At 69.6% G+C, this 16,624-nt stretch carries 14 protein-coding genes and 1 tRNA gene; 7 read left to right on the top strand and 8 right to left on the bottom strand.

Annotated features, from left to right (window positions below; genetic code table 11):
- Nucleotides 1–14: 14 nt before the first annotated feature.
- The gene (locus FBT69_10295) at nucleotides 15–1,022 is read right to left on the bottom strand and encodes a zinc ABC transporter substrate-binding protein (protein ID MDL1905183.1); all 1,008 of its coding nucleotides are present in this window, start codon (nucleotides 1,020–1,022) and stop codon (nucleotides 15–17) included.
- A 233-nt stretch (nucleotides 1,023–1,255) separates the two neighbouring features.
- On the opposite strand from FBT69_10295, the gene FBT69_10290 reads away from it, so the two are divergent.
- Nucleotides 1,256–1,328 (top strand) — tRNA-Ala (locus FBT69_10290).
- Nucleotides 1,329–1,358: 30 nt separating this feature from the next.
- Here FBT69_10290 and FBT69_10285 read toward each other — a convergent pair.
- The 3 genes from FBT69_10285 to FBT69_10275 all read right to left on the bottom strand — a co-directional run bounded on the left by FBT69_10285 (nucleotide 1,359) and on the right by FBT69_10275 (nucleotide 3,883).
- Nucleotides 1,359–1,787 carry a hypothetical protein gene (locus FBT69_10285; protein MDL1905182.1) on the bottom strand — a complete coding sequence of 143 codons (429 nt, stop codon included), beginning with the start codon at nucleotides 1,785–1,787 and terminating at the stop codon, nucleotides 1,359–1,361.
- Nucleotides 1,787–2,461 carry a DUF433 domain-containing protein gene (locus tag FBT69_10280; protein MDL1905181.1) on the bottom strand — a complete coding sequence of 225 codons (675 nt, stop codon included), beginning with the start codon at nucleotides 2,459–2,461 and terminating at the stop codon, nucleotides 1,787–1,789. Before FBT69_10280 ends, FBT69_10285 begins: the two co-directional genes overlap by 1 nt.
- A gap of 291 nt (nucleotides 2,462–2,752) precedes the next feature.
- Nucleotides 2,753–3,883, bottom strand: a complete 1,131-nt coding sequence (locus FBT69_10275) for a citrate synthase (GenBank protein MDL1905180.1) — start codon at nucleotides 3,881–3,883, stop codon at nucleotides 2,753–2,755.
- Nucleotides 3,884–3,960: 77 nt separating this feature from the next.
- Between FBT69_10275 and FBT69_10270 the strand changes: the two genes are divergently transcribed.
- From FBT69_10270 to FBT69_10260, 3 genes are all read left to right on the top strand, one after another.
- Nucleotides 3,961–5,172 carry a rhomboid family intramembrane serine protease gene (locus FBT69_10270; protein ID MDL1905179.1) on the top strand — a complete coding sequence of 404 codons (1,212 nt, stop codon included), beginning with the start codon at nucleotides 3,961–3,963 and terminating at the stop codon, nucleotides 5,170–5,172.
- 115 nt (nucleotides 5,173–5,287) lie between these two features.
- On the top strand, nucleotides 5,288–5,929 hold the full coding sequence (locus tag FBT69_10265; protein MDL1905178.1) for a phosphoribosylanthranilate isomerase: 642 nt from the start codon (nucleotides 5,288–5,290) through the stop codon (nucleotides 5,927–5,929).
- 17 nt (nucleotides 5,930–5,946) lie between these two features.
- A complete protein-coding gene (locus FBT69_10260) occupies nucleotides 5,947–6,669 on the top strand; it encodes an SDR family oxidoreductase (protein ID MDL1905177.1) in 723 nt (240 codons plus the stop codon).
- Nucleotides 6,670–6,684: 15 nt separating this feature from the next.
- Here the strand turns inward: FBT69_10260 and FBT69_10255 are convergent, their stop codons facing one another.
- Nucleotides 6,685–7,596: a hypothetical protein gene (locus FBT69_10255; GenBank protein ID MDL1905176.1), complete on the bottom strand. Its 912-nt coding sequence runs from the start codon at nucleotides 7,594–7,596 to the stop codon at nucleotides 6,685–6,687.
- A gap of 141 nt (nucleotides 7,597–7,737) precedes the next feature.
- Between FBT69_10255 and FBT69_10250 the strand changes: the two genes are divergently transcribed.
- Both FBT69_10250 and FBT69_10245 read left to right on the top strand, forming a co-directional pair.
- Nucleotides 7,738–8,838 carry a 6-phosphofructokinase gene (locus tag FBT69_10250; protein ID MDL1905175.1) on the top strand — a complete coding sequence of 367 codons (1,101 nt, stop codon included), beginning with the start codon at nucleotides 7,738–7,740 and terminating at the stop codon, nucleotides 8,836–8,838.
- 54 nt (nucleotides 8,839–8,892) lie between these two features.
- Nucleotides 8,893–9,894 (top strand): calcium/sodium antiporter, encoded by a 1,002-nt coding sequence (locus tag FBT69_10245; protein MDL1905174.1) that lies wholly within the window; start codon nucleotides 8,893–8,895, stop codon nucleotides 9,892–9,894.
- An 11-nt stretch (nucleotides 9,895–9,905) separates the two neighbouring features.
- Here FBT69_10245 and mfd read toward each other — a convergent pair whose 3' ends face one another.
- The 3 genes from mfd to FBT69_10230 form a co-directional block, all read right to left on the bottom strand.
- Nucleotides 9,906–13,247, bottom strand: a complete 3,342-nt coding sequence (mfd, locus tag FBT69_10240; GenBank protein MDL1905173.1) for a transcription-repair coupling factor — start codon at nucleotides 13,245–13,247, stop codon at nucleotides 9,906–9,908.
- A gap of 102 nt (nucleotides 13,248–13,349) precedes the next feature.
- Nucleotides 13,350–13,637, bottom strand: coding sequence for a helix-hairpin-helix domain-containing protein (locus FBT69_10235; protein MDL1905172.1), 288 nt, complete (start codon nucleotides 13,635–13,637; stop codon nucleotides 13,350–13,352).
- A gap of 155 nt (nucleotides 13,638–13,792) precedes the next feature.
- A complete protein-coding gene (locus FBT69_10230; GenBank protein MDL1905171.1) occupies nucleotides 13,793–15,625 on the bottom strand; it encodes a hypothetical protein in 1,833 nt (610 codons plus the stop codon).
- Here FBT69_10230 and FBT69_10225 point away from each other — a divergent pair.
- Nucleotides 15,613–16,593 (top strand): phosphoribosylaminoimidazolesuccinocarboxamide synthase, encoded by a 981-nt coding sequence (locus FBT69_10225; GenBank protein MDL1905170.1) that lies wholly within the window; start codon nucleotides 15,613–15,615, stop codon nucleotides 16,591–16,593. The genes FBT69_10230 and FBT69_10225 overlap by 13 nt on opposite strands.
- Nucleotides 16,594–16,624: the final 31 nt, after the last annotated feature.

Raw genomic sequence — 16,624 nt, 5'->3', positions numbered from 1 at the left:
AGTCTACGGCCGATTCACCCCGCGTCGGCCGGCGCAGTGGCTTCGGCGAGCCTAGTCTCGATTTCGTCGAGGTTGCGGAGCATGAGGCGAACCCAGTCGGAGTCGCCCTCGGGGTCGATCTCGCCGAAGGGCACGCCGGCCAGCCGCGCGAGCCGCTCAGCCGCGGCGCGGTTGAGTTGCGGCTCGGAGAAGACGGCCGCGACGCCCTCGCGCTTGATCGACTCGGCGGCGGCTGCGAGGTCGGCGGGGCTGGGGTCGTGCGCCTCGACGGGCATGATGACGCGGGCGACGACGAGGCCGTAGCGGTCAGCAAGCCGTCCCCACGCCGCATGCTGCGTCACGATCTTCGCGCCTTGGTACGGCGAGAGGCGTTCGCGGTACACCGCGTCCACCTCGGCGACGCTGGTGCGAAGCAACGCCGCACCACGCTCGACGGCAACCAGCGCATCCGCCGGTGCGGACCGGACGCGGAGCAGAGCGGAGATCGCCTCCTCTGCTTCGCCCACGAACGACGCGACGAGCACCGGGTCCAGCCACAGGTGCTCGTCGATGGGTCCGTGGTCGCAGTCGTCGTCGTGTTCGTGGTGGGCGTGGTCGTGCTGAGGCTCGCCGCCGATGCCCAGGGCTTCGGCCATGCAGAGTTGAGCCGGCGCGTCCTTGCCGCGTCGCGCGAGGGCCTTGACCACACCCGGCTCCAGCCCGAGGCCGACGTAGACGACGAGGTCCGCCCGGGCGAGCGCGGCGGCATCGTCGGGCGTGAGTTCATACCCGTGCGGCGAGGCGCCCGGCGGCACGAGCGCACGAACCTGCGACCCCTCCGGCAACAACGGGGCGATCAACCCCGCAAGTGGCGGGATGGTGACGACGACACGTAGCGCGCCCGGCGTCGGCAAGGCGTCGGCAGCACGTCTGTTCTCCGACCGCTCGCACGAGCCGAGCAGCACGCCCAATGCCGTCAGGGCGGCCGCGAGCGGTGCGAGCGAGAGACCGATCAGTCGCGGCTGCCGGTCGATGGTGCTCATGCGATTGCTCCCTGCGATCCTGGGCCTGCCGACGCGGGAGAAATGCCCCGGCCCGACCCATGGCGACACTGCAGCCTACGCCCACGCCGCGGAGTAGTTCGCCCGCGCGGGCTGGCGTGAGGCCGTTGCCGCCCTTGCCTCCGCCCGTGTCGGCGTGCTCCGGGACTCCCCCATCCCCCCGGCGTACAATGCCGCCCCCCGCCCCGGCCCCCCGGCCGCGGCGGGGCGACACTGGGGCGGTAGCTCAGTTGGTAGAGCGCATCGTTCGCAATGATGAGGTCGTGGGTTCGACTCCCATCCGCTCCACTTCTCGAAATAGCGTCTCGTGCGACACGTTCACGCGCGGCGGCGGCTCGCACCAAGGTTATGGGTGAACGCCATGAACTCCACCTTTTGTGCTGAAACCGGGATGCGGTAGATGCTCGGACGAGGGGGTGCGGCGGCCGAAACTACTTCCGGCCATACCTTGATCGCCTTCCACGCGAACTCCGACCATCTAAGATTGAACCACGCCCCCGCGAAAAGGAAGAATGTCAACGGCAAGTCGCGAAGAACTTGAAGTTCGGCCGGGTTTTTGAGGATGCGACCGTCACCTGAAATGACCACTGGAACGGGATCCCATCCCGCAATCAGTTTCAGCCACTCAGTGTCAGCGGTCGTTTTCTCGAAGCGATCGTCGTGGTAAATGACCGTGTGATTGCGGTCGTAGTACCCCAGCATTCGGGCCAACTGCTCCGGCACGTTTCGGTCGATGAAGAAGTGCATTAAGCGGCGATTCCACCGGCGTAGTCGCGCTCGAACGCAACGGCCTGCTGGACCGCCGCTGGCGACACGTCGAACAGGTCAGCGACGAGGTCCACGTTTTCATCGTTGGCGTAGTACGAGCGGGCGAGAACGAACGTAGTCGTGCCTTCGGCGGCGATAACGGGCTTGCCAAACGATCGAGCAGGGTCAATCACGACCCCGTGCGCGATATTCCATCGCGTGGCAGTCTGGGTGTCCCGTGCGTACTCGACTTGCTTCAAGTACGGCTTCAGTATCTCCGGCATTGCTCTCTGTCCAGTGAGCACTTCTTCGAGAAGTCGGTCACCGACGTGGTCGAGGGTCTCCATGAAGACAGTTCGCCCATCGGTGAGAAGCCTTTGATGACCGAACGGGTGCGGTGTGTCAAGGGACTTGCGGAGTTGTGAATAGACGCGCCGAATCGTCTGTAGAGAAATCCCCGCCTCGCGGAAGCGCCCGACGACGAGGAGGTCGATCAGATCCAAAAACGAGACCGCGTGTCTACCCTTCACAGGGGGGAGGTCGGGCTGAAATAGCCGATCGCGCCGCCCTTCACCGGACCCGGTCATCCAACGATTCGCGGTGCGCACATTCACGTGCGCGAAGCGGGCCGCTTCGGGGATGCCATACGAGCCTACTCCGATCATCGTCCTCACAGTACTCTCCGTCGGGCCCTTGTGCATCATACCTACAGATCGACAGGCTTGGTGTGGCGGCTTGCTCAGACCCGGAGTTCGCCCCATTGGAACGGCTCAACACCCCCTCTGACTCGATTGGGCAGGGAAGCAAGGGATTCCCCGTAGGCGAATCCGAGGTTTGGGGTTGACTGACCGGCGACTCGCAACCTACCCGTCTCGCAGCCATCGAAGTGGTATGCGGGGATTGACCCATGGCCCGGTGCAGAACCACCTGGGACATGTCCTGCGATCTCCTTCTCGCACAACTGCTTACCGCTTCTCCATCGCCACGTACGGCTGGTCGTGCGGGCCGACGTAGAGGGCCTTGGGCCTGAAGAGGCGGTTGTCGGCGAGTTGTTCGAGGATGTGCCCGCTCCAGCCGGCGAGGCGGCTGAGGGCGAACATGGGGGTGAAGAGGTCGAGCTTCAGGCCGATGCAGTGGTACGTGGTGGCCGAGTAGAAGTCCACGTTGGGGTAGATGCCCTTGGCGGCCAGTTCGCGGGCCATGATCTCCTCGATCCGCTGGCTCTTGGCGAAGAGGTCGGTGTTGCCGGTGTCCTCGGCCAGTTTCTTCGCCAGTTTCTGCAAGTCCGTCGCGCGTGGGTCCTTGGCCTTGTAGACCCGGTGGCCGAAGCCCATGATCTTCTCCTTGCGCTCGATCTTGCCCATGATGTAGGGTTCGACGGCGTCGAGGGAGGGGATCTCATTGAGCATGTGCATGACGCCCTCGTTCGCGCCGCCGTGCAGCGGGCCGCGGAGCGATCCGATCGCGCCGGTGAGGGCGGAGTAGACGTCGCTGAGGGTGGAGATGATGACGCGGGCCGTGAAGGTCGAGTTGTTAAAGCCGTGGTCGGCGTGGAGGATCATGCAGACGTCGAAGGCGCGGGCCATTGTGGGCGTGGGCTTCTCGCCGTTGAGCATGTAGAGGAAGTTGTCGGCGAAGGGAAGAGAAGGGTCCGGAGGGACGAGTGGCAGTCCACGCCGGTGGCGGTCGAAAGAGGCGACGATGGTGGGGGCGTGGCCGAGGATTTTGAGGGACTTGTCGCGGGCGGAGTCCACGTCGTTGGCGTTCGGGTTGGGGTCGTGAAGCGAGAGCGCGCTGACGAGCGTGCGCAGGGCGTGCATCGGCTGGGCGGTCTTGGGAGTCGAGAGGATGCGCTGCTCGAAGCCCTCGGGGAGCGCGTAGCACGCTCGGAGTCGGCGGCTGAACTCGTCGAGTTCGGCCTTTCTGGGCAGGCGGAGGTTCCAGAGGAGGAAGACGGTCTCCTCGAAGGTGGACTTACTGGAGAGCTCCCCGATCGGGATGCCGACGTATTCGAGGACGCCCTTCTGGCCGTCGATGAAGGACATCTGCGACTCGGCGGCGATCACTCCCTCAAGGCCCTTGGCGTACTCCGTCATGGGGCACTCCCTCTGCTGCTCGTTGGTCGTCGTGCCGGGCCGCGGCCACCGCCCGCGGCGTGGGGGGACTATAGGGGATGCGGAGCAGATCGGGCCACGCGGGGGAGTTCCGGCGCACCAAGCCGTACCATGCCTCGGTGTTCCTGCCGCTGGGCACAGATCGCCCCCGTCGCCGCCCCACGCTGGTGACGCACGCGCTCATCGCTTCCAACGCGGTGGTGTTCATCGCGATGGTGCTGCTGGCGGCTTTCGCGCCAGCGCTGCACGAGCGTGCGATGGCGACGCTGCACCTGTCGCGCGGGTCCGGGGCGTGGTCGTGGGTGACCTACGCCTTCCTGCACGCAGGTCCGGTTCACCTGCTGGGCAACCTGCTCTTCCTTTGGGTCTTCGGGCCGAACGTGGAGGACCGGATCGGGCGGCTCGGGTTCACGGCGTTCTATCTCGTGGCGGCGGCGGCTGCGGGGCTGGGGCACGTCGCCGCGTCGCCCGCCCCGGTGGTGGGGGCGTCCGGGGCGATCTCGGCGGTGACCGGGGCGTACCTCGTGCTCTTTCCGCGCACGCACGTGCGCACGCTCATCATCTTCTTTTTCATCGGTGTGTTCATGATCCCGGCGTGGTGGTTCATCGCGTTCGCCATCTTCTGGGACTTCGTGCCGATGTTGCGGACGGGCCGCGTGAGCCAGGTTGCGTATGAGGCGCACCTCGCGGGGTACGGGTTTGGCATCCTGGTCAGCGTGGCGCTGCTGTGGACGCGGGCGATCCAGCGCGAGCCGTACGACCTGTTCACGATCGGCCGGCAGGCGGCGCGCCGGCGACAGTTCCGCGAGGTGGAGCACGCTCGGCGGCGCGAGCGAGAGCAGGCCGAGCGAAGGGTGAAGGCCACGGCCGATGCTCCGCCGGACCCCGCGGCCGAGGCGCGGGCGAGGGTCTCGACGGCCGCCGCGTCGGGGGACATGGCCGCCGCGGCGGCGGCGTACCGCGACCTGCTCCGCGAGTTCGGCGACAAGCCCGCAGCGGTCACGCTCACCCGGCGCACGCAGTACGACGTCGCCAACCACCTCTTTGCCGCGGGCGACCACGCGACGGCCGCCATTGCCTACGAGCGATTCCTCGGCGGCTATCCCAGCGACGCCGAAGCGCCGACCGTGCGACTCATGCTCGCGCTCATCAACACGCGCTACCTGAACGATCCGGTGGCGGCACGAGCGCTCCTCGATGGGCTGCACGACGCGCTCGCCCGCGACGAGGAACGGACGCTCGCCCGCGAACTGCTGGATGAACTGGGGTGACGGAGTGACGGGGGCGGATTATGCTTGAGGTCGCCCCTCTTGCCGATCCCTTCGCCCGGCTCGCGCCCTTCGCGTTCGATCTTCCTCCCTTTGCCCTTCCGGAAAGGTCCAGCCCGTGCCACGAACACGCGTCAAAGTATGCGGCATCCGGGACCTGGATGCCGCGCTGGCAGCCGCCGAGGCGGGCTCGGACGCGATCGGGTTCGTGTTCGTGCGCGGCACGCCTCGATACATCGCTCCGGACGAGGCGTTCGAGATCATGTCGTGCCTGCCGCCGATGGTCGGCACTGTCGCCGTGCTGCGCGATTCGACGATCGACGAGTTTCTCGAGATCGAGCAGCAGTGTCCGACCGCGTGGACACAACTGCACGGCAGCGAGCCGGAGAGCCTGGTGCGAGACTGCGGGCCGGGTGTCATTCGCGCCGTCCGTTTCCGCGCCGACACCATCGAGCGTGACCTGAAACGGTGGGATGCCGTCGAGGAAGTGGACGCGATCCTCGTGGACGGCTCGGCGGGCGGCACGGGCGAGGCGTTCGACTGGAACGCGCTCGCGCCGCACATGCGTTCCGTCCGCAAGCCCGTCATCATCGCCGGGGGCCTGACGCCGGAGAACGTCGGCGAGGCGATCACCGCATGCCGGCCCTACGCGGTGGACGTGTCGAGCGGTGTTGAGTCGTCGCCGGGCGTGAAGGACCACGCGAAGATAGCGGCGTTCTGCCGGGCCGTGCGCCGCGCGGACGCGGCCCTGTTCGGCTGAGCCGCGGGAAGAACGAGATGGCGAGCGACAACAGGCCTGCGGCGTTGGTGACCGGCGCGGGATCGGGCATCGGCCGCGCGATCGCCCTGCAACTCGCCGAGCGCGGCTACCGGCTGCTGCTCGTCGGCCGTCGTGCCGAACCGCTTGAGAAAACGGGCGCGATGCTCCCCGGTGAGCGAGGCATCGCGTGGCGGACGCATTGCGCGGACGTGAGCGATCCGACGGCGTGCGCAGGGGCGGTCGTCGCGGCCGCGGCGTCGTTCGGGCGGCTCGACGCGCTCGTCAGCAATGCCGGCATGGCGGAACTGCGCGGCGTGGGCGAGCACTCGGCACAAGACGTGCGTCGCACGTTCGAGGTCAACGCCCTCGGCCCGGCGTGGCTCGCCGCCGCCGCTTGGCCGCTCTTTGTCCGACAGGGGGGGGGCTGCATCGTCTTCGTGTCGAGCGTCGCCTCCGTCGATCCGTACCCCGGCCTCGGCGTCTACGGCGCGGCCAAGGCGTCGCTGAACACGCTCGCCCGCGCCTGCGCGAACGAGGGGGCGCCCTTCGGCCTCCGCGCGTTCTCCGTCGCACCCGGCGCGGTCGAGACGCCGATGCTGCGTTCGATGTTCACACCGGGCGACCTCCCGCCGCGCGAGTGTCTCACGCCGGAGCAGGTCGCGGCGGTTGTCGTCGAGTGCATCATCGGCGAGCGCGACGCCGAGAACGGCCGGACGATCCTCGTGCCAAGCCCCGGATGATCGCCGGGCAGCGTCCTACAGGCTGCCGCGGCGGGCCAGTTCCAGCACGAACACCGCGTCCCGCTGGTCCACCGTGCCGTCGCCATTGAAGTCCGCGCTGGTGTCGCCCGCGTTCACGCGGTCCACTGCCCGAGCGGCCTCACCCGCGTCGATCACGCCGTCGCCGTTGGTGTCGATGCGACGGAAGGCACGCCGCTCCGCGTCGCGGGCGCGCTGCGCCTGCCGCATCAGATCGCGTTCACGCTCGTTCAGCCGTCCGTCGCCGTCCAGATCGAACTCGGCGAGCATCGCGGCCCGTCGCTCCTCGCCCTCGCGCCGCATCGTTTCGCGCATGGTGCGCCGCTCGTCGTCGGAGAGCACGCCGTCGCCGTCGGTGTCGAACCGGGCAAGCATTCGCGCCTCGTTCTGGGCGCGCATTTCCTCGCGGATGATCTCGAAGGCTTCGCGCGCGGCCTGGCGCTCGGCATCCGAGAGTGCGCCGTCGCCGTCGAGATCGAACGTGCGCAGCATCTGCTCTTCCACCTGGGCGCGCATCTGCTCGCCGCGGGCGCGCATCGCGGCGCGTTCCTCCTCGGTCAGGTCGCGCCCTTCGCCCCACCGCGGGCGGCCGTCTTCGCCGCGCCAGCCCTCGGGGCCGGGGCCGCGCCCCTCGCCGAACATCATCGGGAACTCGCCGGGTCCGAAGCGACCGAACCCCTCGGGTCCGGGTCCCGGGGACGGACGTTCATCGGCCGGTGCGGCCGCGATCGGTGCCGGAGCCGCTCGGCGCACGGGGGCGGGTGTCGGCTCCTGGGCAGGCTCGTCGTCGAGCGTGACCGGCGACAGAGGCTCCAGTTTCGGTTTCGTCAGCACCGGCTGGATGGCGATAGCCAGTCCGGCCGCGGCAACCACTCCGAACGCCACCAGGATCGTCTTGCTGCGGGTCATGGTCGATTCCCTCGAAAGCGGGCCACGGACGGGGGGCGCACGGCCGCCCGCCGCGGGAGCAACGGCCAGCAGGCAGAACGCCCCGGACAGACAATCATTGCCCCTTCGGCATACCGGCGTCGGAGGTATTACGATCCACGAATGGGCGAGATCGGCCGAATCGGCGTGCTGACGGGGGGCGGGGACTGTCCGGGGCTGAACGCCGTCATCCGGGCCGTGGTCAAGGACGCCCTCCGCGACGGCATCGACGTGATCGGCATCGAGGATGGATTCCTCGGCCTCATCGAGAATCGGGTGAGACCCCTCACCGACGAGGACGTCTCGAACATCCTCCACACCGGCGGCACGATCCTCGGGTCGAACAACCGTGCCAACCCCTGCCGGTTCGCCACCGGCCGCAACCCCGACGGCACGCCGAAGTTCGAGGACGTCACCGACCTGTGCATGCGCCACGTGCGAGATCACGGCCTTGACGCCCTCGTCGTCATCGGCGGCGACGGCACGATGGCGTGCGCCGCTCCGTTCGCCGAGCGCGGCGTGCCCTGTGTCGGTGTACCCAAGACGATCGACAACGACCTCTGGGGGACCGAGATCACCTTCGGCTTCCAGACCGCCGTGCAGACCGCCACCGAAGCGATGGACCGCGTGCGCACCACCGCCGCGAGCCACCACCGCGTGATGGTCGTCGAGGTCATGGGTCGCAACGCCGGCTGGATCGCGCTCCACTCGGGCATCGCGGCCGGCGCGGACGTGATCCTCGTCCCAGAGATACCCTTCGACCTCGACGCGGTGGCGAGCGGGATCGTCGAGCGCCGGCAGCGCGGGAAGCGGTTCTCGATCGTCTGCTGCGCGGAGGGCGCCAAGCCCCTCGGCGGCGAGCGCATGGTCGAACGCGTCGATCCGACCAGCCCGGACCCGATCCGCCTCGGCGGCATCGGGCGGTGGCTCGCGGGCGAGATCGAGAACCGCACAGGCATCGAGTCGCGCTACGTCGTGCTCGGGCACGTCCAGCGCGGCGGAACGCCCGTGGCCGCGGACCGTGTGCTGGCGACGCAGTTCGGCGACCGCGCGCTCGACCTCCTGCAGGCCGGGCGCATGAACCGGCTGATCGTGATGCAGGGCGGGCGGCTGGGGGACATCGACCTGCTCGAAGCGGCGGGGAGGCAGCGTCTGATCGAGCCGACCGAGCCGCTGCTCGCGGCGGCGCGGGCGGTGGGGACGAGTTTCGGACAGCGGGAGTAGCATTCCAGCGAGAAGCGTTGTGCGCTTGCGCGCCGCAGCGCTCGGGGGTGGAAGATGCTGGTGCAACTCGGGCTGCTGGCGGGGTCGCTCCTGGTGCTCACGCTGGGGGCGGAGGGGCTGGTGCGCGGCGCCGCGTCGCTGGCGAAGCGGATGGGCGTGTCGTCGTTCTTCATCGGCCTGACCATCGTCGGGTTCGGCACCTCGACGCCGGAACTCGCCACGTCGGTGACAGCCGCCGTGCGCGGCAGCGCTGACATCGCCGTCGGCAACGTCGTCGGCAGCAACATCTGCAACATCGCCCTCATCCTCGGCGTCGCCTCGCTCATCTGCCCCATCGCCCTGAAACTGGACCTGGTCCGCCGCGAGACCTTCATCGTGATCGCGGTGGCCTGCGTGCCGTGGATCGCGCTCACCTCCGGCGGGCGGCTCGAGCGCTGGCACGGGACGCTCATGCTGCTCGCCCTCCTCGCCTACGTCTGGTTCGGCTACGTCCGCGGGCGGCGCGACGCCCAGCGAGAGGCCGAGGCCGCCGCCGAGCGGGAACTCGAGCACGAACTCGGCCTCGACAAGCCCGGCCCCATGACGCGCCCGCTGGTCTGTGTTGCGATGGTGCTGGCGGGGCTGGCGATGCTCGTCGGCGGGTCGTACCTGCTCGTCGCGTCCGCCAGCGAGATCGCGCGCACCCTGGGCGTCTCCGAACTCGTCATCGGCCTGACCATCGTCGCGGTCGGCACGTCCGCGCCCGAGTTGTTCACGTCCGTCGTCGCAGCCATGCGCGGGCAGCCCGACCTCGCCGTCGGCAACATCCTCGGCTCGAACGTCTTCAACATCCTTGGCATCCTGGGCATCACCTGCCTCGCCACGCCCCAAGCCGTGTCGCGCCAGGTCCTCTGGTTCGACGTGCCTGTCATGCTCGCGGCGAGCCTCGCCTGCCTGCCGATCATGCTGAGCGGGGCGAAGATTTCGAGGACGGAGGGTGCCGTGCTGCTGTGCGGCTACGGACTGTACGTGGCGGGGCTGTTCACCGTGGTGGGGGGGTGGTTCGGGGAGGGGTGAGGGTGCCCCATCTACCGAACGCGTGATGGTTCGACGCGCGTCAGAGGCTCGCGGCGGTCGGAGTCGTTCAACCGTGTTCTCAGCACCCGCAGCAGCGTCTCCGGTTCCAGGTACTGCTCCGGCGGTCTGTAATACACCTCGTGCAGCGAGTCGTGCGCCTTCGGCGGCAGGGCCGTAACGGTGCCCCGCGCGGGGCGGAGGCGCTCGGCGATCGGCGCGGGGTCGGCCGTGCGAAAGACCACGTCCCGCTCGCGGACGATGACCGCGCGCACGCTCAGCGCGGCGGCGAGCGCACGCAGTTCAGCCAGTTCCAACAGCCGGCGGACCGCGGGCGGCAGCGGGCCATAGGCAGAGGCGAGGTCCGCGGCGACAGCCTCGAGTTCCGCGGGCGCCGCCGCCGCGGCGATCCGGCGGTATGCGTCCAGCCGCCTCGCGTCACTGGGGATGTACGCGCGCGGGATCGTGCCGGCGACGCCGATCTCGACCGCCGTCCCGCTCGTCGGCTCAGGCGGCTTCTCGTTGCGCAGTTCGTGGACGGCGCGTTCGAGCAGTCGGCAGTACATCTCGTAGCCGACGGCCGCGATGTGCCCGGACTGCTCGGCGCCGAGGAGGTTGCCCGCGCCGCGGATTTCGAGGTCGCGCATGGCGATCTTGAAGCCGGCGCCGAGCATGGCGTACTGCTCGACGGCCTGGAGCCGCTTGCGGGCCGTCTCGCTGAGTGTGCGTGTGACGGGCAGCAGCAGGTAGCAGTAGGCCCGGCGGTCGGATCGCCCCACTCGCCCGCGCAACTGGTGCAGGTCGGCAAGGCCGAAGCGATCGGCGTCGTTGATGATCATGGTGTTCGCCGTCGGGATGTCGATCCCGCTCTCGATGATGGTCGTGCAGACCAGCACGTCGGTCTCGCGGCGCATGAATCGGAGCATGACGGCTTCGAGCTCGCGTGCGGGCATCTGGCCGTGACCCACGTCGATGCGGGCGTCCGGGGCCAGTCGGCGCACCTCGTCTGCGATGCGCCGGATGTTGTGGACGCGGTTGTGCACGAAGTAGACCTGCCCGCCGCGCGTCAGTTCGCGTGCGATCGCCTGCGCGATGCGCCGGTCGTTCCAGGGGACGACCTCGGTCACGATCGCCCGCCGGTCGAGCGGCGGCGTCGCCAGGCTGGAGATGTCGCGCAGCCCGAGCATCGCCATGTGCAGCGTGCGCGGGATCGGCGTGGCCGAGAGCGTCAGCACGTCCACGGTCATGCGCAGGCGGAGGAGTTTCTCCTTGTGCTCGACGCCGAAGCGCTGCTCCTCGTCCACGACGACCAGCCCGAGGTCGGCGAAGGCAACGTCGGCGGAGAGCAGCCTGTGCGTGCCGATCACGACGTCCACGCGACCGGCCCGCAGATCGGCGAGAATCTCGTTCTGCTCGCGCCCGGTCTTGAAGCGCGACAGGCTCTCGACGCGGAAGGGGTAGCCTGCGAAGCGGGCGCGGAAGGTGCGTTCGTGCTGCTCGGCGAGAACCGTCGTCGGCACCAGCACCGCCGCCTGCCGGCCCGACTCGACCGCTTTGAACGCCGCCCGGATCGCCAGTTCCGTCTTGCCGAAGCCCACGTCGCCGCAGAGCAGCCGGTCCATCGGCCGCGGCGAGGCCATGTCCTTCTTGATCTCGGCGAGCGCGGCGAGCTGGTCCTCGGTCTCCTCGTACGGAAACTCCGCCTCGAACTCCTTCTGCCAGGGTGTGTCGGCGGGATATCGGATCCCGGGCATCGCCTCACGGGCGGCGCGCACGCGCAGCATCTCGGCCGCGAGGTCGCGCACGCCCTCGGCGACGCGGGCCTTCTGCGTCTGCCAGCGCGTGCCGCCGATCGTCGAGAGCTGCGGCTTGCCGCGGAACCCGCCGACGTAGCGCTGCACCAGGTCGATGCTCGTCGCGGGGACGTGGAGTTTCGACCGCCCGGCGAACTCGAGCGTGAGATACTCCTGCGGGTCGTCGTTGGCGACTGCGGCGCGGCCAGGCATGGCGCGCGGCTTCATCGCCGTCAGCCCGACGAAGCGGGCGATGCCGTGCTCGGCGTGCACGACGAAATCGCCGGGCGCGAAGTCGAGGAACGTATCCATCGCGCGCCCCGCGCGGAGGCGCCCGGGCGCGGCCCGTCGGCGCACGTCGAAGCGGTGCAGCAGCTCGTGAACCGGAACGAGCGCGAGCGAGGCGTCGCCGTCACCCCACACGAACCCGCGGTGCAGGTAGCCGATCGTGCGCTCGACCCGCGCAGCCGCGGCCGGGGCGAACTCGTCGAGCAGTTCGCCCAGCCGCTGGCGTTCGCCCTCGTTGCGACAGAGCGCGACCACACGTCCTGCCTTGATGGCAGCCAGTTCGCGCACCGCCGCCGCTGCGTCGGCATCGAAGTGGGGGAGCGGCGCAACGGGAAGCGGAACGCGCACGTCCGCCGAGGCCGCTCCCGCGGAGAACTGGTTGATCTCGGCGAATCCGCTCGTGCGCGTCTCGAGAGCCTTGAGGACCGCGGGCGGTGGGAAGATGCCCCTGCTGTCCGTCGTGCGCTCCCAGTAGCCCCGTGCCTGTTCGACGACCTCCATCGTCTCGGCGAGCACGGCGGCCGTGCTCCTCGGGAGCAGGTCGAGAAAGAGCGTGGAGCGGTCGTCGGGCACGACACGCGCCGGGTCAGCAGCGACGAGGCTTACCGCGTCCGTGCGCCGGTCGGAGGCCATCGTCGCCGGGTCGATCTCGTTGATGCGCTCGACCTCGTCGCCGAAGAAGTCGAAGCGCACCGGCGCGTTCGTGCCGGGCGAGAAGGCGTCGAGGATGCCGCCGCGCACGGCGTACTGCCCCGGCTCGTCAGCGGCGTCGGCGCGCGTATAGCCCGCGCCGTCGAGCCAGCGGGCCAGGTCCGCCGGGCGCAATCGCTCGCCCGTGCGAACGGTCCGCCAGATCGCCGCGAGTCGGTCCGGCATCGGCACGCCCTGCATGAGCGCCTGCACAGGGCAGATGACGACAACGGAGGCTGCCGGGTCGAGCGTGCGGGCGCGCTCGATTACGGCGCTACGCTCCGCGAACAGGTCCAGGCTTACGTTCGTCTCGCCGGGGAGAACTTCGAGCGCGGGGAGGCGCAACGCATCCACACCGACGGACTCGAGCTCGTCCAGCGCGTCCTCGGCCTCGTCGGTGTGGGCCATGACAAGCACGACAGGCCGGCGAAGCGCACGAGCCAGCGCGCCCGCGACGATCGGCGTGGATGAACCGGAGATGCCGTCAGCGACGACGCGCCGGCCCGCGTCCATCGCGCGGGCGAGGTCGCGCAAGGCTGGGTGGGCCGCGATGGCGTCGAGCCGGTCTGTCGGGCGGTTGGGCATGAATCACTGCGGCGCGCGCAGGCGCACACGCGGCCGGGGGTTCTTGCCCGGCCTTCGCCACGCGCGTTGGAACGCCGCCATCATACCCGCCGGCCGACACGGTCAGCGCGTCGTGGCGAGCGGGCGAATCTTCTCGATCGTGATCGGCCCGATGCCGCGGACGCGTTGCAGGTCGTCCACCGAGCCGAACGGGCCGGTGGCGTTGCGGTCCTCGACGATGCGTGCCGCCAGCGCGGGTCCGATGCCAGGCAGGGACTGCAACTCGGCGGCGGAGGCCGAGTTGAGGTCGATGAGCCGGGCGATCGAAGAGGCGGGCGCGGCCCGGTCTTCGGATGAGGTACGGCCTGGCTCGTGCTGGGGGGAAGCACCCGGTACCGCGCTCAGGGGCATGGCCGTCGTGTCGGCGGCGCGCGCCGGTGCAGGCCCCGAATGTCGCGTGGCGATCGACCAGCCGATGCCGACGATCGATGCGCCGCCGAGGATCGCGACCGCCGCCCATTTCGACGGCCCACCCGTCCAGTCCACGCTCGAAGCGGCGCGTTCCTTCACGAGAGCAATCCCACGGCCAGGTCCGGCGGCGTGCGACCGGCGATCAATGCCGCACGCAGCTCGATCAGGCGAGCCAGCGCGGCCTTCGGCTGGCCCGTTGCCGTCATCAGCCCGCAGTCCGGCGCCTCGGGGCGGGCCGAGGCGTCCGCCAGTTCAGACCAGCACACGCTATGGACGAACGGCTTGGCCAAGGCGATCGCCATCGCCTTGCTCAACCACTCCGCCTGCGTGGATTCACTCCACGGCGATCGCCAACGACCAGGCTCTACCTCCTCGGTCGCAGGCTCAGCGCGGCTCGGCGCGGCCAGCGACGACACCACGATCGGTCGCTCCAGCGCGGCGTAGCGGTCCAGGATCGACGAGAGAGCCATCAGGTCGCGCGTCGAGCAACCCGGCTCCGGCGTCCCAGCGTGCAGCCGGAGCGCGTACGCGTCCACCGTGATCCCGGCCTGCGCCATTGTGTCCGCATACACCAGCGGCGGCAGCGACTGCCGGTTCGTCGCGTAGTACTCGCCCCACGGCTGGTCGATCTCGACCTGCACCTTGGCCGAGGGTTGCAGCTTGCGCACCAGCAGCACGCACAGTCGCGTCAGGTCCAGCATCTGCTCGTACGACAGACGGAAACTCGAGTTCACGTGCAGCCCGGACGCGACCGTCCAGCGTGCCACGGTGCGCCGATATCGCGTCACGATGGTGCGCACGTGCTCGTACACCAGTTCGCGCAGCGTCTCGTAGTCGTTCTCCCAGATGTAGAGCCAGTCCGGCACGCTCGCCGGGCGGAAGTCCACGATCGGCCCGGCGTGCACCGGCAGCTTCGCCCTGCGCACCGCCCACTCGATCCACCGGTCCGTGCCCGTGAAACTGTACTCACCCTCGCCCGGCTCCATGTCCACCCAGCGCATCGGCAGCGAGATGAAGTCGCACGCCGAGACGACCGCCCGCTGGTGCGCCTCCGTGAACGACCGCGGCGAAACCTCGCACCCCACCAGCCCGCGACCCGGCAGCGTCACGCCTACCGAGTTCTGCAGGATGATCGGCGCGTTCGCGGGCGGTGTATCGCCGGATGCCGCCGCGTACCGCTCGGCCGCCTCCGCGTACAGCCGGCCTGAGAGCCGTCGCTCGAGTTGCCGTTGTGCGTTCAGCAGCGCGAGCCGTTCGCCCGCGTCGATCGCCAGAGCGAGCGATTCGCGCGCCAGCCGGTCGGCCTCGGCTGAGTAGCCGTGCGGGTCCTGCTCCGTCGGCTGCCGCGGCGCGACCAGCGCGGCCGTGAACGTCTGACGGGCACGCTCGAACTGTCGCAGGATCGGATCGTCCGTCGGCAGGTCGAACAGCCCCCAGTCCTCCAGCCGGTTCAGGAACGTCATGATCCGATGCCGGGCGAGTTCGAGGCTCAGCAGGTACGGGCTTTCGCGCTGCGGCAGCAAACAGGTCTGCACAGTCACCAGCCCGATCGTCGGAACCACGCCGCCGTCCGGGGCGGGGGGCAGGCCTTCGAGAGCGAACTGCAAAGCCAGCCCCGCCGAGCCGTCCGCGCCCTTGTCGCAGTGGATCAGCCCGTTGTCGGTCCTGAGGGAAGCCGGTGAGGGGACGTCGTCCGGACCGATCAGGTAGGCGTGCCCGAGGTTGAGGGCGGTCTCCGTTCCGCCGTTGAAGACCACGAAGTTCAGCATGGCGAGCGGCGTCCTCCCTGCGCCCCCCGGCGGCCGCCGGACGACTGCGGCATTGTCCCCGGCCGGCGGCGGACTGCAACCCTGCTGGAGACAGGATTCTCGGCGCGCCGATCCCGGGGCACGGCACCCGGCTCTACGATCCGCCCATGACCACCTCATGCGGGTCTTGCTCGGGGTCCGACGCCGCGCTTTTCGAGTCCCGACTTTCCCTCCCCGGCCGCCGTCGGGGAAAGGTCCGGGACGTCTACGACCTGCCGCCGGACGGCCAAGGGAGGCCGCGTCTGCTGATCGTGGCTTCCGACCGCCTCTCGGCTTTCGACGTCGTCATGCCCACGCCGGTACCGGGCAAAGGGCGGCTGCTGACGGCTATCGCCGCCTTCTGGCTGCGCTGGGTGGAACAGCGGGGCCTCTGCCAAACGCACCTGCTCTCAACCGACGCGGATGAGGTGCCCGCCTCGGCGTTCGGACCGGGGGACACACCGCGCGCGAGCCTGCACGGCCGCGTGATGATCGCCCGGGCCTGCCGCGTCGTGCCCGTCGAGTGCGTCGTGCGCGGCTACCTCGAAGGCTCGGGGTGGAAGGACTACCTCGCCACCGGCTCGGTCTGCGGCGTGCCGCTCCCCGCCGGCCTGCGCCAGTGCGACCGTCTGCCCGAGCCGATCTTCACGCCCGCGACCAAGGAGGAGCAGGGCAGGCACGATGAGAACATCCCGTTCGAGCGTGCGGCGGCGATGGTTGGGGAGGGGGTGATGCACCGTCTGCGCGAGGTCTCGCTGGCGATCTACAGCGCGGCGGCGGCGCACGCGCTCGAGCACGGCATCATCATCGCCGACACCAAGTTCGAGTTCGGCGTGCCGATCGGCGCGGACGGCCGGCCCGAGAGCGACGAGCCGATCCTCATCGATGAAGCCCTCACGCCCGACAGTTCGCGCTTCTGGCCCGCGGACCGCTACGAGCCGGGCCGGGCGCAGGCCAGTTTTGACAAGCAGTTCGTCCGCGAGTACCTCGAGGGGCTGGTCGCCGCGGGCACTTGGGACAAGCGGGCGCCGGGGCCGGAACTGCCGCCGGAGGTGGTGGCTGGGACGGTGGCACGGTACGAGGAAGCGGCGCGGCGGCTGACGCGGTAGGGAAAGCAGATGGAATAGGAGTCGTAGATCA

This window comes from Synechococcales cyanobacterium CNB (assembly GCA_030263455.1).
Classification (GTDB): domain Bacteria; phylum Planctomycetota; class Phycisphaerae; order Phycisphaerales; family UBA1924; genus CAADGN01.
The sequence above is the reverse complement of the archived record's forward strand: the minus strand, read 5'-3'. Positions and strand labels throughout refer to the sequence as shown.